Origin of the sequence: Paenibacillus peoriae (genome assembly GCF_022531965.1) — a bacterium.
GTDB lineage: Bacteria > Bacillota > Bacilli > Paenibacillales > Paenibacillaceae > Paenibacillus > Paenibacillus polymyxa_D.
In genome coordinates this window covers 4,556,913-4,573,932 of sequence record NZ_CP092831.1, presented here as the reverse complement: position 1 = coordinate 4,573,932, position 17,020 = coordinate 4,556,913, and the positions used below count along the sequence as shown (strand labels likewise).

Here is a 17,020-nt window from a genome sequence, read left to right as displayed (position 1 = left end):
AAAGTATTTTTCAAGCTTATTATACATGCCATCTTGTGGTAAATCATCAATTGTATTTCATATTTACATTAAAATTTTATTTTTTTAGTCATTTTTTAGTCAGGATATCCCCATGATCCATGGCGCATGATAATCTCGTCACACATTTTATATGTATGGAGGATGAGTTCATGCCAGGAACTAAGAAGGTCATTAGTTTGACGATTTCTGCTGCTTTACTTGCAAGCATGGCTACTTTGACAGGATGTGGGACTGCGAATCATAACGTCCGCACGAACGCTACCCGCTATAACGCACAAAGCACGCACCATATGGATGGAGTGAATCGTTATGGCTTGGATGGTGTGAACCGTAATGGTATGGATGGTGTGAACCGTAATGGTATGGATGGTGTGAATCGTTATGGGGTTAAGTCGAATGGTATGGACGGGATGTCATTGAATGAAAATGGCAACCGAACCGGACATCCAGTCCGTAATCTGCAAGTCGATCGCAATTTGTCCAAACGTATATCCGAGATGCCGGATGTAAAGTCTGCGACAGTGCTGGTCGGTGAACGACATGCCTATGTAGCCGTTTCCTTGAAAGACCAAGCCAACGGAACAGGTGTCGGTGCTCCAAGTATTGACGGTACTCCAAGTGCAAACAGTACTGGACGTAACGGGAATGTACCGAGTGTGAATGGCGTTAATGGCACTAGAGGAAACCGTACTACGGATACTACAACGCCTGGAATGACAGACAATGGAGTTACCGGGAATGGAACACCTGCGCGTCGTGATGACGGTTTATTTGGTACGATGGGTACAGGATCGTACGGTATGTTGCGTGGCTTAACGGACAACAACAATCGCACAGATAACGGAAACACCACAATCGAGGGAGCAAGAACTGCATATGAACCAAGTGATGCAGTCAAGAGCCGTATCGCGAATAAAGTGAAGCAATTTGCACCTTCGATTGAACAGGTACATGTATCCGCTAACCCGGACTTTGTCAAACAAGCCACTGACTTTACACACAGTGTGCAAAATGGTCATCCGATTAGAGGCTTGAGCAATGGTATGATGGATGTAATTGAACGTGTATTCCCGACCTCGGCGGCTGATACAAACCGTCCAATGAATAATACAGCACCCACACGTCCACAAAATCATACCCCTGCCCCGATGAATCATCGCTAATTCAAACCCTATAATTGTGCAATGCCAAAGAAAGAGCTATCCATCTCAGCGAATACGCTGGTGGATAGCTCTTTAGTTTTGGGGGAATGATAACTATAACTGAATTATTTGCGCAATCCTTTAATCCATACGCCTTGCAGCTTTAAGTCTCCATCCAGTAACAGGATATCTGCTTGTTTACCTGCTTCAAGCGAACCTGTACGATCAGCAATGTGCAAGGATCGAGCCGGATTCAGGCTGGCCATTTGTGATGCCGCAGGAATACTCATACCCACGTGTTGAACCAAATACCGGAAGCCTTCAATCATCGTTAGTGTGCTTCCGGCCAATGTGACGCCATCCTCCAGTCGTGCTACATCGCCCTGCACAATCACTGGCAAATCGCCGAGTGTATATTTCCCGTCTTCGAGACCAGTAGCAGACATGGCATCGGTGATGAGAATGAGATTATGATCCTGTTTTAACCTAGCGAGCAGGGAAATGGCGGCGGGATGCACATGAATGCCGTCCGCGATGATTTCTGCTTCAATGCGCGGATCAGCAAGTACGGCTCCGGCGGCTCCCGGCTTGCGATGATGCAACGGAGTCATCGCATTAAACGCATGCACCGCATGGTTCAGCCCTGCCGTCGCTGCCTGTTCAACCTCTTCATACGTAGCATCCGTATGACCGAGAGCTGCGGTAATGCCATGGCTGCGCAGCCATGCAATCAGTTCCAGCGCTCCTTCCCGTTCGGGCGCAAGCGTGAGCTGGCGAACAAGGCCCGGGTAGCGCTGCTCCCATTCTGCTACCCATGAGAGATTCGGTGGCACGATATGTTCCGGGTTTTGCGCTCCCGGCCACTTCGGACTGATGAACGGTCCTTCCAAATGTACGCCCTCCAACTGAGCATAGGGCATAGGTAGTGCCATGTATGCGTGAACTTCACTCAATACCCGGTCAATCTGTTCCTTGGGCGCGGTCATCGTGGTAGCCAGCATAGCTGTCGTACCTTGTGAACAGTGAAAGGAGGTGATCGTATCCAGCACCCTCGGATCGGAGTCCATAAAGTCCTCACCGTCCCCGCCGTGAACATGAATATCAATAAAGCCTGGCAGCAGATAGCCTCCTTCCAAACGCACAATTTTGGCGGTTTTCGCTGCGATTTCTTCCTGATTTGCGAAGACTAACGCTGTCCAATCGGCGGGCAAATTCGCTTCTGAACCAGCGTATACAATGGATTGCCCCTCAATGACGACAACCCCTTTTTCAATGATGTCATTCCCAACGACAACTTGCCCATACAGTAGCTGGGGTACGGTACCACTCATTTCATCTGACTTCAATTGAACCATTCTCCTGCCTCCTGATCTAATAAAATAAGTACGTTGGGATGGCATTGCAGCAGGGAAGCCGGACACGCTGTCGTGACGGGTCCAGTTAAAGCCTGCTTTATAATGTCAGCCTTATCCGCACCAAAAGCCACCAGTATAATTTGCTTCGCCTTAAGAATCGTGCCTACTCCCATCGTAACTGCTTGCCTGGGTACAGCATCTATTTCGCCAAAAAATCGAGCATTCGCCGAACGCGTACTTTCTTTTAAATCTACAACATGTGTAGCTCCAGCCAAGCTGTGACCAGGTTCGTTAAAGCCGATATGTCCATTATGACCAATGCCAAGCAATTGCAGATCCACGGGGCCATGATCCAGAATAGCCTGCTCGTGCGCTGCACATTCTGCTGCCAGATCCAGTGCATTCCCGTCAGGGACACGTGTGTGGGGTATCGGAATATCAATATGTTGGAACAAGTGCTCATTCATAAAGCTTCGATAGCTCTGCGGATGTTCTGGGGGAAGACCAACATACTCATCAAGATTCACGGAATAGGCGCGTGCAAAACTGACCTGTCCCTTGCGGTACATATCTGCAAGATGTCGGTAAATGCCAATCGGCGTACTACCGGTGGCCAGGCCAAGCATGGCCTGTGGTTTGGATTGCAGCAAGCTAGCGATCACAGCGGCGGCAGTAGCGTTCAGGTCTTCACGGCTGTTCAAAATGCGTATGTTCATCTTAGTGACCTCCCGGTTGTTTTTTGAGCTTGCTCACTTGTTGATATGAACCTTCCAATCTCGGAATATATTTGTCAAAATCCGCGCTCACCATACCTGTAAACAGAATATCTATGATATGAAGCTGGGCGATGCGGGAGGCCATATCCCCACGTCGCATTCCTTCCTCCAATGAGGAGGAAAATAGCGCAATATCCGCAAGGCCTGCCAGCGTGTTGTTTCCGAAGGAGGTCAGGGATAGTGTCTTGGCCCCTTGTTCCTTGGCGCAGCGTAGAGCCGCAATGGTCTCCTGGGTTTCTCCTGAATAAGAGACGGCAAAGGCTACATCTCCCGCTCCGAGCGAGGAGGCAGAGGTAATCTGCATATGGGAATCTGCAAAGGCAGTGCTGTTCTTGCCAATACGGATGAGCTTCTGGTAAAAATCCTGCGCCACAATCGACGATGTCGCCATCCCATAGAGATCAATGCGGCTCGTGGCTGACAGCCATGCAATAGCCTGCTCCAGCTTGTCGTAATCCAGCAGTCGGGTCGTGTCCGCAATGGATGCGGTGTGGTTCGCCTGAATAGCTTGCACGATTCGGGAAAGTGAATTTCCGGCGACAATATCCTGATAGGATTCTTCACCATTACGGTTGGAATGGGACAACTCGGCGGCCAGCTTCATTTTGAAATCGGGATAGCCTTTAAAATGTAGTGATTTGCAAAACCGCGTAACGGTCGCTGCACTCACACCACAACGCTCTGACAGCTCCCGAATACCCAGATGTAACACATCTTCCGGGGATTGCAGGATGGATTCCGTCAGCTTGCGCTCCTGTACGGGAAGCAGCTCCAGTCTTTGGGCTAATGTATGAAGAATGGGGGACATGAGCTGTGCTCCTTTGGCTGTAGAGTATTTTTGTGAAAATAAATATCGTTTATAAGAATGATATTAAGAAAAACATTTTCACGTGTATTGTAAAATAATTCTGTCGCTCATGCAAGAGATGTGAGAAGAATTTTTATTAAATTTTGCGAAAAAATAGCCAGCGAAAATTGTAGAAGTTATCATACATTAATTTACATATTGCGAGTTTTACTTACAAAACAACCTATTGACTTGTCTCTTCATTGGAGGAGTATAATTGAATAAAGTTCCAGTGAAGGAATTTTTCTAGGAGCTTTCTTTGCAGAGGGCATCGATGGGTGGAACGAACAGAATCTCATTCACAAGGAGGAGTTTGCTATGCAGAGCCAAGTGATTGAAATGATCAGCGCAGTCAAGGAAGATCCTGAACTGGTCGCAAAGCTGGATGGACATTCGGACATTATTCATGATGCGGGACTGGATTCGTTGCAGTTGGTCCATTTCATGCTGCAAGTGGAGGATGCATTTGATGTGGAGATTGATTTTGATTCCTTTGAGTTGGAGCATTTGAGCTCGGTAGATGCGTTTTGCAGCTACATTCAGGGGATCAGCGATGCGGAACAAGCGCCGCATCTGGAGGGAATGGAGACGGTCTGACGTACAGCTAGGTACATGTGCCTGAAAATCCATTAAACGAGGTGTTAGCATGCAGCCCAAAAGCAATGTGCTGATTGATGAGAAAGCGTTCAAGCTCATCAAGCGTAACCTGAAAAACGCTTCTGTATCTTACCGTAACGCCACACAGGACCCTGCTTTCAAAACGGACATGCCCCAGACGATCGGCATTAAGCTGACTAACCGCTGCAACCTGAGATGTACGCACTGCTTTGAATGGAACGAGGAAGGCTACCATCACCAAATGGATAAAGAAGAACAAAACATGGATCTTGCTCCAGACATGCTCCAGCAAATTTTGAGCGAAACCAAGGAAGCCAAGTCCAGACTGTACATGTGGGGCGGCGAACCAATGTTTCATCGGCGTTTTGATGAAATTTTGGACGTGCTGGCGGAAGATCGGCGCGAAATGACCTTTTGTACAAATGGATTACTTATTGATAAATATTTGGACCGGATTTTGGATTTGTCCGAAAATCTGGAGTTATTAATAGCGATTGAAGGTTTTGAAAGAGAACACGACCTAATTCGCGGTAAAGGCACCTTTCAAAAAACAATGCGGCAGATGGATAAGCTGATTGAACTGCGCGACCAGGGATTGTACAAGGGACGGGTAACTGTCCATGCGGTCATTAACGATAACATGATCGGACGGATGTACGAATTTCTGCAAATGCTGGAGGACAAAAGGCTGGATCTGGTGCTGCTGACGTTCCCCTGGTACATTTCCAAAGAAACCTCCCTCAAAATGGATGAATATTTTACACGTAATTTTTCTTGGCTCCGACAACTCGAAGAAAAAAATATTAGTAGCTGGCATGCTTTCAAATATAAAATCAACCCGGATAACATCGATCCTCTGATGCAGGAACTACAGCGGATCAATGAGCGAGTATGGAACATTCGCGTGCGCTATCAGCCCGGTTTGGATTATGAGGAAATTGATAAATTTATACATGGTGAGGAAATGGTCAGCCGTTGTTCCAATCATTGTTTGGCGCTCACCTCCAGAACAGATATTTTACCAGACGGGAAGGTCATGCCTTGCAAATTTTTCAGTGAGTTCACGATTGGAAGCATGCGTGAGCACAGTCTGAAGGAGATATGGAACTCGGAAGCGTATGAGAAAACCCGTCAAAAGATTAATCATGAAGGATTGACTCCGGTGTGCTCCAAATGCAGCGTATTGTATCTGCACGGGGCAGGCTCTCTGAAATACATTTAGCTTTCTATGAATGTTGTTTGTTACTGGATGGAAGAGAGAGGGATGATGATAAGTCGTGACGACTAAAACAATTAACCTTGTGGAAGCGCTTGCGCATGAACGGGACCATGGAGTCCTGATTTGGCTGTTTAATATCGGTGCAGAGCAAGTATGGCATCCATCCCCCCGCAAGGGGGGCATGGTAGACCGGGATGAACAGCAGGTCGTAAACCGGATGGAGGAAATGAACCTTCTGCTATGTCGAAGTCAGGATGTCATTGTACTTCGGGAATATCCGGATGAGGCGTTTCTGGACATGCTTCAACGGTTGGGCTTTAGCCTGCCGCGTATTGAGGTGCCAGAGCCTTCTGATCCGCTAACGCCGATTTCAGAGCTGGTGCTGGCGGATGAGGCGCTTTTGGCACGACTGCGTACGGTTGCAGATGCAGGCCACAGCAGCAGTGGAGCCAAAGCGTGGCTCGTCCCCTATGCGGTCACACCGCAGGAGGAAGCGATTGCGGAGCTTTGCGGGCTGGAGTTGATCGGCGCTCCATCCGCGGTCAGTGCTCAGGTGAATGATAAAATATTCAGCCGCCTGACCGCGCAAAAGCTTGGTTTTGCTGTCAGCGAAGGCGCTGTATGTACAGACGAATCGGCGATCCGCAGGGAGTGTGCCAGACTGGCTGACTTATCGGATGGACCTGTGAAGCTGATTATCAAGCAGCCGCACGGTGCCTCGGGACAAGGCATGTATATGCTGGACGAGCTGTCCAAGCTGGACACGCTGCTGAGTGTGATGAGGCGTTTTGGCGGCTCGTCGCCATCATCCGGCGGCTGGCTGGTGGAGCGCTGGCACAATAAGCAGATGGATCTGAACTACCAGCTCTGTATTGACGAGGGCGGTGGTGTGACGATGTTTTCGCTAAAAAGGCAAAACGTGGATGGCACCGTGTATATCGGATCTCAAGTGCCGGCTGAGATTGGCGATGCGCTGGAGGAAGAAGTGAGACGCTGCGCCTATCAGCTGGGTACGTATCTCTATTCCATTGGGTATACGGGAATGGCCTCTATTGACGGTTTTGTTGACGAAGAAGGTTTGCTGGTTCCAGTCATTGAGATAAATGGTAGATTTACGTTGTCTACCTATATTTCGTTTTTGTCATCCGTCCTGGGAGAGCAGCACAAAACATTATCCCGTTATTATCGCAACGTTACCGCCACACCTCTCACCTACAGCCGCTTGTGCGGGCTGCTCGCTGAGGAAGGCTTGCTCTATACGCCCGAACGTCCAGAAGGGGTGTTTGTGTATACAGCGGGTACATTGTCTGGTATCCCTGTGAAGCGGGGCTATGTGAACCGGATTTTCACACTTATTTTGGCAGACAGCTGGCAGGAAGCTGATGCGTATGCGCACAAATTGGAAGGTATCATTGCTGGATTAGGATGCTCATAAATGGGAGGGAATCAAAAATGAAAACAGATGTATACCATGTAGTACCCTTGCTGGAAAAGATTTTGAAGCTGGCTCCGGGCGAGCTGGAACAGTTGACTCCGGATCAGGATTTGCGAACCTTGGGGCTGAATTCCTTATCCGCTGTGGAATTAATCGTAGAGTTGGAAAATGAGCTTGATATTACGATGGAGGACGACGATCTAGTGCTGGAGCATCTATCTACACTGCAAGGCATTGAGCGTCTGCTGAGCAAATATGCATAAGGGCGCCGAAAAGACAAGGTTGATGCAGGGATCCGATATGGAGACTCGTCAAAATTCCGTTGTGGACTATGGTGCAGAAGAAGTGGCAAACGCTCTTCCAGGGAAGCATTGTGTATATTCTTCCCTGCGTACCTCATTGCGGAGGTACGGGGTGACCATGGCCGAATCCGAGCTATTCATGCTGTGTGGGAGTATGTGCGCAGAGTATGGTGGAGATTTGAAGCGCTTCGGGCCTGAGAAATATCCGGAGCAGCTTCAAGAAATGGCAGCCAGTGGTGGACCTGTTATTCGGGTGGAACCGTGGGTCGCTGGTGTCAGTGATGAAACCGACCTGTTGCGGGTACTCACATCGGGCTACGGTACCATGCTGCATACGTCAAGCACCGCTTTAACCTATCACGATGTATATGTGAAAAATTACCCAAGGGGCCACGTGATAGAGTTGTGCGGATTGGACTTGCAAGAACGGACAGCACAGGTGAATGATAGCTTCCTGCTCGATTCCTCGGGACATGCCATGACTTATGTGGGCTCAGCCCGGCTCGACGATCTGATGCAGGGCATTATTGAGTATGCATGGCTGGTGGAGCAGCCTGCCCCGCTTTCGCCAAGTGAGATGCATGCTGCGTGTGCTCACCATATACGACAGTATTTGACTGGACACGAAGCCATCTGGAGAGGCGTACCTACGTCTAATGAGTCGGTCAGTCAAACGGGGAAAGCTGTAACAGGCAAGCAGGTCAAGCGGGGAGATGAGGGGTACCGGGCATTTGTTGATGACTTCCGTCTGTTGGCAGACATGGAGGATCAGGATTTTCGGACGTACTGTCATGAAATCTATTACAATCTGCGATTGGGCAGTGCTCTTCATTTGACGGATTATACAGCTGATTATTGCCTGCTGCACCAAGCCACGCTGGGGCCACAAACACAGCATGTAATTGAATTGGCACAGGGGCTGTACGCGGATTGGCACAAGCTTAATCTGCATATTTACAAAACAGGGCTTCAACTGCGCAAGCATCGGATGCCTGAGATTACGGAACGAGCTTTGCATTTAATTGAAAGACAGCGGCATATGCTGGAGGAACTGATGATTTTAGCAGAGCAAGCAGCCGAGTAGTCCAAGCATTCGGTCGTATCAGACCGTTCATCCAGGTGTCCTGCACAGAGGAAAGAGGAGGGGGATTAATTGCCGTCCATTACATTAAACCAATTGTCGAAAACATTTACGTACTACAAAAAGGAGCCGGGCGTGCGCAAATCGTTGCAAAACTTGTTCAGGCGTGAGCAGCTGACCAAAGAGGCTGTGCAAAATGTCAGCTTTAGCATTGAGGAGGGGGAAATTGTCGGATTTCTCGGTCCAAACGGGGCAGGCAAAACAACGACGCTCAAAATGCTGTCTGGCATTCTCCATCCCACGGACGGGGAGGCATCGGTACTCGGCTTTACCCCGTGGAAACGACAAAAAGAGTTTAAACGTCAATTTTCCATTGTAATGGGACAGAAAAACCAGCTCTGGTGGGATTTGCCTGCAAGCGAGTCATTCGAGCTGAACAAGCTTATCTATGAAATCGATGAAAACCGTTATAAAGAGGCACTGGATGAACTGGTCACTCTGCTTGGGGTGGAGGAGCAGCTTCATGTGCAGGTTCGGCGGCTGTCTCTCGGCGAGCGTATGAAAATGGAACTGATCGCCGCGCTGCTGCATCGTCCACGGGTCATTTTGCTGGATGAGCCGACCATCGGACTGGACCTTGTTTCTCAGCGGCGAATTCGAGAGTTTTTCAAAGCCTATAACCGCACGCACCGGACGACCATCCTGCTGACAAGCCACTATATGAAGGATATTGAGGATTTGTGCAGTAGATCCATCATTATCAGCGGGGGCAGATTGGTCTATGACGGAGACTTACACAAGGTGAACGAGGTCATCGGTGCCCGTAAATTGCTCAAGGTTCGACTGGAGACCCCTGTATCCAACCTAACGTTGGCGAGCCTCGGCAAACTTCGCTCCAACTCGGAGCTGGAGGCGGTATTCGAGCTGGATGCAGAAGATACCTTGGCTTGGTCCAAAAAGATTTTGGACGCACTGCCTGTCGTTGATTTTACGATTGAGGACGTCCCGCTGGAAGAGGGGATAGCCAATTTGTACGATGGGGGCAGGCTGGCCGATGCGAAATAACAAATATGTGAAGGTACTCCAGCTCGGCATGCAAAACGAAATGGAGTATCGGGCTAATTATTGGCTCCAAATGGCGGGATTTATGCTGCCCATCATGACGCAAATTTTTCTCTGGCTAGCTGTATTTGGTTCTTCGGGACAAGCAAGAGTGCTGGGTTATTCTCTGCCAGAAATGCTAGTGTATGTGGTCATGGCGGGAGTCACTGGAAAACTGATTGCTACGGGCTTTGAATACGAAATTGCTACAGATATCAAGGAAGGTGGACTGGCAAAATTCATGGTACAGCCTGTGCATTATTTCGCTTACCGTTTTTGCCGGTTTATCGGAGGCAAAGTCATACAGTCCGCGGTCGTGCTGCTGGCGGCTGCTATTTTGCTGTTATGTCTTAGCCTGGAAGGACAAATCAGCTTCGGGCTATCGTACATCTTGCTTTACATATTGGCGTTGCCGGGAGCGCTTGTGCTTAATTTTGTGGTCTATTATGCGTTGAGCGGCATAGCCTTTTGGGTGACGGAATCGGCGGGACTATTTTATACGCTGTCGCTTGTCATTTATGTAGCTAGCGGTACCGTGTTTCCGCTGACGATTTTTGGAGATGTTTTGGCCCGTCTGTTCAGTCTGCTACCGTTCAGCTACACCGTATTTTTTCCGGTGAATGCGTTGACGGGCAAGCTGACTGTACTGGAAGCCGCTAAAGGCATTGGCGTACAATGGCTCTGGATTGTAGCGCTGGCGGCCCTATCACGCTGGGTGTGGCAAGCCGGGGTCAAACGCTTTGTCTCGGTGGGGGGGTAACATGAAAAATGTTTTCCGAAACGTTAGGCGCTACATCAGACTGTACTGGAAGTTTGTCCAGTTTTCCGTCATGTCGCAGATGGAATACCGCATTAATTTTATAACTGCATTTCTGGTTGAAACGGCTTATTTACTCATCAAGCTGCTGTACGCATCGGTACCATACCGCGCCGGGACGGACATTAACGGCTGGTCTCCTGACGCCATATTGTTATATATCGGCGTGTTTACGATGATGAGCGGATTTTATAGTGGATTGTTCTACAGTAATTTTACAAGCCTGCCTGACAAAATTCGTACCGGCTCACTGGATGTGCTCATGACCAAACCCGTATCGCTGCAATTTATGGTGACACTGCGTCAATTTGAACTGGGCTATACCGTGCCAAATGTAATTGGCGGCGGAATTATGACGGGGATCGGCTGGTATCGACTCGGATTGCCGTTTAATTTTGAAACCGCAGGAGGGTTCTCTGTGCTGCTCGGATGCGGAGTGCTTACGGCATACTCCGTATTTTTGCTCCCCCAACTGCTGGCCTTCTGGATTATCCGCACGAACGGCGTTACGGAGCTGTCCAACAGCATTTTCGAGACAAACTATGTGCCGATGGCCGTGTACAGTAATCTGATTCAGCGTATCGGTTTGTTCGTGCTTCCGGTGTTTGTCATTTGTAATTTTCCGCCCATGTTCATTCTCGGCAAAATGGAACCCGGGTTGGTGGTATGGGCATTTCTCGCACCTCTCTGGCTGCTGGCGATCATCCGCCTGATATGGCAGTTTGCTCTACGTGATTATACGAGCGCGAGTCAGTAGCGCTACCGTGTAGTGGGCCAATAATGAAGCAGGAAAGGAAGCGAATCATATGAATGCGATACCGAATCAGCGTCATTTGTATATGGGAACATTCGAAGCGGAGGCTTACTGGCGGGATGCCCAGTTAGCTTCCCTGCCAGCCCTGCCTGACCGGGCTTCTTCAGCGATTGTAGCAGCCATGGATGAACTGCTGTTCAGCTTTTGCCAGCCGGGAGATGCGTTATTGACCCGTTATGCCATTTCGCCCGTACATCGTCAGTATATCGCGCAGTTGGGCTTTCATCCGGCTGTCAACGAACGGGATTTGACCGATGGCATGGAGCGTGCAGGCAATGTATCGACCGCTTCCGTATTTGAACTGCTGGGTAGTCGCAAGGCCGATGCCGGAGAGGGATTTCCTCAACTGGAAGGCTGTGTGCTTAGCCCGTTTGCGGGTTTACCGCATGTGGAGGAGGCTGCACGTGCTTGGGGAATAACACTACATCAGCCACCGCTGGAAACGATTCGCAAGGTAAATGCCAAAACGTATTCCTCTGATCTGAAACGCAGCCTTGGTCTGCGCAACCCGGGTTATATTGTGACTTCGTTTGCAGATGTCGCTGAGGCGGGGCGTAAGCTGCTGCGGGATGGAAGCTTTTTAATCAAGGATGATTTTGGCGTATCGGGCAAAGGAAACCTGCACATTACCTCGACACAAATGCTGGACCGGATCGTGTCGTATTTACGTGGACAGGAGCGCAAAGGCAAACAGGTGCTTTTCCTTTTGGAGCCTTTCCAGGAGAAAGAGCAGGATTTTTCATGCCAATTTACGATTGGTGATAATGGAAGTGTCGATATCATATCTGTACAATGGCTGGCTAACACACAATTCTCCTATCGGGAATCCTTGTCGCCGGACGGGGCTTTTTTGGAGCGACTGGAGCGCGAGGGCTATTTTAGCTTAATGCAGGACGTGGGGCGGCAATTGTATCAGGATGGTTATTACGGCGATGTTTGCATTGATTCCATGACACTTCGTGGTGGGAAGCTGGAGCCTATTATCGAAATTAATGCCAGAAAGTCGATGAGCTTGATCAAGCATCAGCTTGATACTTTTCTGGCCGGAAAAAATATGCGTGGCACGCTGACGAATTATTCACTGTCCCATGATGGCAGTCTATCCTATGAAGAACTGCTGGAGGGGCTGAAAGGTGAAGGATTGCTGTTCACAGGTGAACGTGAAGAAGGTGTCATGCCTCTGGGTGCCAATACGTTATATGTGAACACAGGTGGACGAGATGGCGAGAACAAGATTGTGGGCCATACAAGCACGCCAAGCAGAAATGCAACCGGGCGCGGAGGCAGATCGCCTGCCAAGCAGGTTCGTGTGAGCGGAATTGGGGCCAGCGGTGGCGGATCAGAAGGGAATGGCACGGCTAAGCCGGACTTGAATGGTGAAAAAGAAACCGCTGGAAGCGAACGGGCACGAGGCAAGGGGCGCCTTTATTTGGAACTGGTTGCCGCGAGCGATGAGGAAAAAATGCGATTGACTACAAAGCTGGAGCGTTTTTTGGCAGAGCATCATTTTACAGTGCTGAATTAAACGGGAGGCGTATGAGCATGCGTAGGAGTACCGATAAGCTTATGAAGGTAACGATTTTATGTTCCGGTTTCGGATTGGGCTTTTATACCCCTGGCTTGTTGTTGCAAGCGGGTCTTCGCAGGCTGGGCATGGATACGGCGATTCATGTATTTGAAAATGTACTGCCGGAATCGGCTCGTCTTAAGGTCGACAAAAGCCGCAAAGCTTACCATGACAATTTTGCGGTGGCCTTAATGTCGCAGAAGGTTCCGCAGGATATGCGTAATTCACTGGATCTCGCTGCGATGGAAGTGCTGTTGAACCAATGGATGGAGGAGGATCGGCGGTATTTTATATGCTTATCCGGTCATTGGATGTATGTGTTGGAAGAGTATCGCAAGCGCAGAGAACCTGAATCGGTGCATGTGGACATCGTGTACATGGATTCGACGCCTTCCCCATCTTGGAAGAATCTAGCCAAGCATAATCCGCATTTTGCAGATGGCTGTGGAGAAACGACCTTTTTTGAAAATGATAACAATAGAGTCAGCTACTATATTGATATTCCGGCTGTGGAGTATGTTCCGTTTGAAGAACGGCAATCCCGCTTATTCGTACATGGCGGCGGTTGGGGGATGGGCACCTACCGTGACAAGGTTGGACGGTTAGAAGAAGCGGGCTGGGAGCTGGATCTGCTGTTGTATGATCAGGATCAACCGGATGAACAGCGGGACAGTATACGCTATTTTCAGATGGATCCGCAGTGGAGGACATGGCAGCGAAATGAAGCCGGGGAGCATACATTTCCACCTTTCGGAGAGGTGAAAAAGGGCGAGAAGACCGTGTATCAGGTCGGACCGGATTACCATAGCATGCTGGACCAAGCCTGTCATGTCCAGGCCATTGTCAGCAAGCCAGGAGGTGGCAGCCTAACCGATTCGTTCGCTACAGCCACTCCACTCATCATGCTGGAGCCATTTGGTGTGCATGAAAAGCATAATGCAGATCTATGGGAACGGCTGGGACTTGGTATGCGGTACGATACGTGGATACAAACCTATGACGGCAGTGCTCAGATACTGGAGGATATGCATCGCAGGATCGTAGAGCTGCGCAGTCGAACGCCGCGTTATATAGAGTCCTATGTGAATAGCATCCAAATGTTAGCAGGCTCACCGGGAATGGAGCAGGGGTCATGAACGCTGCGGCGGCTGCGCAAGAGCCTGCGATGCGAGATATTCGCTTTGGGATCATTGGCTGTTCTGCCATTGCTCCCCGTGCGTTGCTGGAACCGATCCGACATGTTGCAGGGGCACGCGTGACCGCGCTTGCGAACCGCACGGTTGCCAAGGCAGGAGAAATGGCAGATCGTTTTGGCGTCAGTGTCGTTTATCGGCATGCTGAGGATATGCTAAAGGACCCGGAGATCGACGCTGTATATATTGCACTCAGCAACGACTTGCATGCCGAGTGGATTGGCAAAGCACTACGGGCCCATAAGCATGTGCTGGTGGAAAAGCCGTTATGCCTGAATACGGCTGATCTGGCACCCTTGGCAGCTATAGTCGAGCAGAGTAACGTTCACCTGCTGGAGGGTGTCATGGTGCAGCACCATCCGTGGCAGCGTGAGCTGCGGAGGATCGTAGAATCGGGGCGTTATGGTCGTTTATGCTCCATAGAGACGAGTTTATGTATTCCGGCAAAAGAAGGGCATGCGGACAATTACAGATCCCGTCCGGAGCAGGGTGGGGGATGTTTTTGGGATTTAGGCGTGTACTGGCTCCAATTGCTCCAGGCCGTCGTTGGATTAGATCAGGCGGAATTCCACAGTCAATCGGATTTCAATGGTCCTCATGGCTGTGACTGGACATTTCGTGCGCAAGCCCGTTATCCGAGTGGATTGGAGGCATCTGCCCTCTTTTCATTCGAGCGCCCTTATCGCTGTGCTCATGTACTGACCTTTGATTCGGCAGTAGTCACTTTAAAGGACTGCTTTCGAGCAAATTTAGGCTTTTATAAAATGACACTCAAGACGGAGATCAAAAAGAATATCGCGTCAAATATAGCGGATGCGGACGCACTGCCTGTGTTATCACAGACATCTTCGTATACCAAAACGGTTTTCGAGCCTATGAACTATTATGTCAATCAGTTGAATACCTTTTGCGGTATCATCCGGGGAGAAGCGGAGCCCATACCATTTCGCGAGGCTGCGGAACGCGTCAGACTGCTGGCAGCCATTCATGAAGCAGCACGCTCGGGCGAGACGATCTATGCAGTATGAGCATGATTGTGTTTTCGAGCGGTGGGAAGCGAATGATGCAAAATACGGAGTATCAAGGCAAAGAGAGGAGGGGAATTCAGTAGATGGATAAAAAGGACGAAGCCTTACTGGAACGATTCGGCGAGCATCCGACGCCATTTTACTATTATGACGGGGACGCGCTGCATGCTCATGTCAGCTCGTTGCTGTCCCGATTGCACCCGGCTGTGCGTGTACATTACGCGCTCAAGGCTAATGGTAACGTAGCCTTGGCTGGGTTGCTGCGCTCGTTAGGTTGTGGTGTTGAGATTGCTTCGGCCGGAGAAATGTTCGTCGCTATGGAGGCCGGGTATGCTGCGGAAGACGTGCTGTACGCCGGACCGGGAAAAACAGTAGCCGAGCTGAACGAGGCGATAGCCTATGGAATCGGCTGTATTCATGTCGAATCGGTGAGGGAGCTGCGTCTGCTGGAGGACATTGCGGCCCAAGCGGGCCAGCTTGTCAGGGCAGCGGTTCGCATCAATCCTGATAACGATCTGTCTGGAGCAACGATTAAGATGGGCGGCGTTCCGCGCCCCTTTGGAGTAGATGAAGGACAGCTGGATCACTTTTTTAAGGTACTGGAAGATTGCCCACACGTCCATTTTCAAGGTATTCAGGTATATACAGGTACGCAAATGTTGAAATCGGATCAGATTTTAGCTTCATTTGCGAATACGCTGCAGTTGGCAGAACGGGTACAGGCTCAGTATGGTGTGGCAATGCATACGATCAATTTGGGCGGCGGGTTTGGCGTACCTTATTTTGCTCATGAGGAGCCGCTCGATATGGATCACGTCATTGACGGACTGAACGCACTCGCGGAGCAGACCCGAACCCGCATGCCCGGGGTTAAACTAATCATCGAAAGCGGCAGGTATCTGGTTGCTCAATCGGGCATGTATGTCTGCCGAGCATTGTATACAAAGGAATCCAAGGGAGAGAAGTTTGTCGTGGCTGATGGTGGCATGAATCACTACGCCGCAGCTACTTTTCGAGGACGCCGCATTAGGGACAACTACCCGGTACGAATTATGCGCAGGCAAGTGGGAGAATCGAAAGAACCCAAAGAACGAGAGTTGGAAGCAACCCTACAGATGGGGCAGAGAGACGTTTCTGCTCAAACGGCTGTTGCTGTCGAACAATCATTAGAAGAGATTGCAAGCCGAACAGGAGGGCCTTTGGAAGAAGCATCCATGGAGCTGGAGACGGTAAGCATTGTCGGTCCACTTTGTACACCCGAGGATTGTATTGTGAAAAAAGCGCAGCTTCCTCCGATTCACGAGGGCGATTATATTGCTTTTCCGAATGCAGGAGCCTATGGATTAAGCTATAGTCCACTACAATTTCTGGGACATGCTACCCCGGCGGAGCTGCTCGATTTTCGTGGGGAGGTACATGTCATTCGTGAACACGGTGACCGCACGGACCTGCTGCGTCATCAGCGCATGATTCCGTTGCCTGAGGATGTGATATAAGTGGGCATTTTGCATAAATCCCAAGAGCGTTTTTAAATCAGCAATATATAGATCGAAACGCTTTAGTTCGTCTATATATTGTACTTACGAGCGTTGGGAATCGAATGATGCAAAATGCTGAAGTATATAAAAAAAACGCCAAACTCATGGGAACCGATACAAATCGGACCTGTGATTTGGCGTTTTTTTACATGATGAGTAGGGTAGT

Annotated in this window: 16 protein-coding genes; 13 read left to right on the top strand and 3 right to left on the bottom strand. The window is 49.6% G+C overall.

Annotated elements, in window-relative coordinates; translation table 11 throughout:
- The first annotated feature begins 170 nt into the window (after positions 1-170).
- Positions 171-1,184 carry a YhcN/YlaJ family sporulation lipoprotein gene (locus MLD56_RS20155; RefSeq protein ID WP_039272635.1) on the top strand — a complete coding sequence of 338 codons (1,014 nt, stop codon included), beginning with the start codon at positions 171-173 and terminating at the stop codon, positions 1,182-1,184.
- Between the two features lie 104 nt (positions 1,185-1,288).
- Here MLD56_RS20155 and nagA read toward each other — a convergent pair whose 3' ends face one another.
- Genes nagA through MLD56_RS20140 form a run of 3 tightly spaced genes read right to left on the bottom strand, consistent with a single transcriptional unit; the run spans position 1,289 to position 4,102 of the window.
- Positions 1,289-2,509: an N-acetylglucosamine-6-phosphate deacetylase gene (nagA, locus tag MLD56_RS20150; RefSeq protein ID WP_029518323.1), complete on the bottom strand. Its 1,221-nt coding sequence runs from the start codon at positions 2,507-2,509 to the stop codon at positions 1,289-1,291.
- Entirely contained in the window at positions 2,506-3,234 is a 729-nt protein-coding gene (gene nagB / locus MLD56_RS20145; protein ID WP_029518324.1) for a glucosamine-6-phosphate deaminase, read from the bottom strand. Before nagB ends, nagA begins: the two co-directional genes overlap by 4 nt.
- Position 3,235: 1 nt before the next feature.
- A complete protein-coding gene (locus MLD56_RS20140) occupies positions 3,236-4,102 on the bottom strand; it encodes a MurR/RpiR family transcriptional regulator (protein WP_029518325.1) in 867 nt (288 codons plus the stop codon).
- 357 nt (positions 4,103-4,459) lie between these two features.
- Here MLD56_RS20140 and MLD56_RS20135 point away from each other — a divergent pair, with 357 nt between their 5' ends.
- The 12 genes from MLD56_RS20135 (at position 4,460) to MLD56_RS20080 (ending at position 16,812) form a co-directional block, all read left to right on the top strand.
- Positions 4,460-4,738, top strand: coding sequence for an acyl carrier protein (locus MLD56_RS20135; protein ID WP_013311713.1), 279 nt, complete (start codon positions 4,460-4,462; stop codon positions 4,736-4,738).
- Between the two features lie 49 nt (positions 4,739-4,787).
- Positions 4,788-5,981, top strand: coding sequence for a radical SAM/SPASM domain-containing protein (locus MLD56_RS20130; protein WP_029518326.1), 1,194 nt, complete (start codon positions 4,788-4,790; stop codon positions 5,979-5,981).
- A gap of 55 nt (positions 5,982-6,036) precedes the next feature.
- The gene (locus tag MLD56_RS20125; RefSeq protein WP_029518327.1) at positions 6,037-7,413 is read left to right on the top strand and encodes a preATP grasp domain-containing protein; all 1,377 of its coding nucleotides are present in this window, start codon (positions 6,037-6,039) and stop codon (positions 7,411-7,413) included.
- A gap of 17 nt (positions 7,414-7,430) precedes the next feature.
- On the top strand, positions 7,431-7,676 hold the full coding sequence (locus tag MLD56_RS20120) for an acyl carrier protein (RefSeq protein ID WP_029518328.1): 246 nt from the start codon (positions 7,431-7,433) through the stop codon (positions 7,674-7,676).
- Positions 7,669-8,799, top strand: coding sequence for a hypothetical protein (locus MLD56_RS20115; protein WP_039272632.1), 1,131 nt, complete (start codon positions 7,669-7,671; stop codon positions 8,797-8,799). The genes MLD56_RS20120 and MLD56_RS20115 overlap by 8 nt, the downstream gene beginning before the upstream one ends.
- Before the next feature lie 69 nt (positions 8,800-8,868).
- Positions 8,869-9,861: an ABC transporter ATP-binding protein gene (locus MLD56_RS20110; RefSeq protein ID WP_029518330.1), complete on the top strand. Its 993-nt coding sequence runs from the start codon at positions 8,869-8,871 to the stop codon at positions 9,859-9,861.
- A complete protein-coding gene (locus MLD56_RS20105; RefSeq protein ID WP_029518331.1) occupies positions 9,851-10,657 on the top strand; it encodes an ABC transporter permease in 807 nt (268 codons plus the stop codon). Before MLD56_RS20110 ends, MLD56_RS20105 begins: the two co-directional genes overlap by 11 nt.
- 1 nt (position 10,658) lies before the next feature.
- Positions 10,659-11,471: an ABC transporter permease gene (locus MLD56_RS20100; RefSeq protein WP_029518332.1), complete on the top strand. Its 813-nt coding sequence runs from the start codon at positions 10,659-10,661 to the stop codon at positions 11,469-11,471.
- Between the two features lie 49 nt (positions 11,472-11,520).
- Positions 11,521-13,053: a hypothetical protein gene (locus MLD56_RS20095; RefSeq protein ID WP_029518333.1), complete on the top strand. Its 1,533-nt coding sequence runs from the start codon at positions 11,521-11,523 to the stop codon at positions 13,051-13,053.
- 17 nt (positions 13,054-13,070) lie between these two features.
- A complete protein-coding gene (locus MLD56_RS20090) occupies positions 13,071-14,231 on the top strand; it encodes a hypothetical protein (protein ID WP_029518334.1) in 1,161 nt (386 codons plus the stop codon).
- Complete coding sequence (locus MLD56_RS20085; RefSeq protein WP_029518335.1) at positions 14,228-15,316, top strand: Gfo/Idh/MocA family protein; 1,089 nt, start codon at positions 14,228-14,230, stop codon at positions 15,314-15,316. Before MLD56_RS20090 ends, MLD56_RS20085 begins: the two co-directional genes overlap by 4 nt.
- An 83-nt stretch (positions 15,317-15,399) precedes the next feature.
- Positions 15,400-16,812 carry a type III PLP-dependent enzyme domain-containing protein gene (locus MLD56_RS20080; RefSeq protein ID WP_029518336.1) on the top strand — a complete coding sequence of 471 codons (1,413 nt, stop codon included), beginning with the start codon at positions 15,400-15,402 and terminating at the stop codon, positions 16,810-16,812.
- The last annotated feature ends 208 nt before the right edge of the window (positions 16,813-17,020 follow it).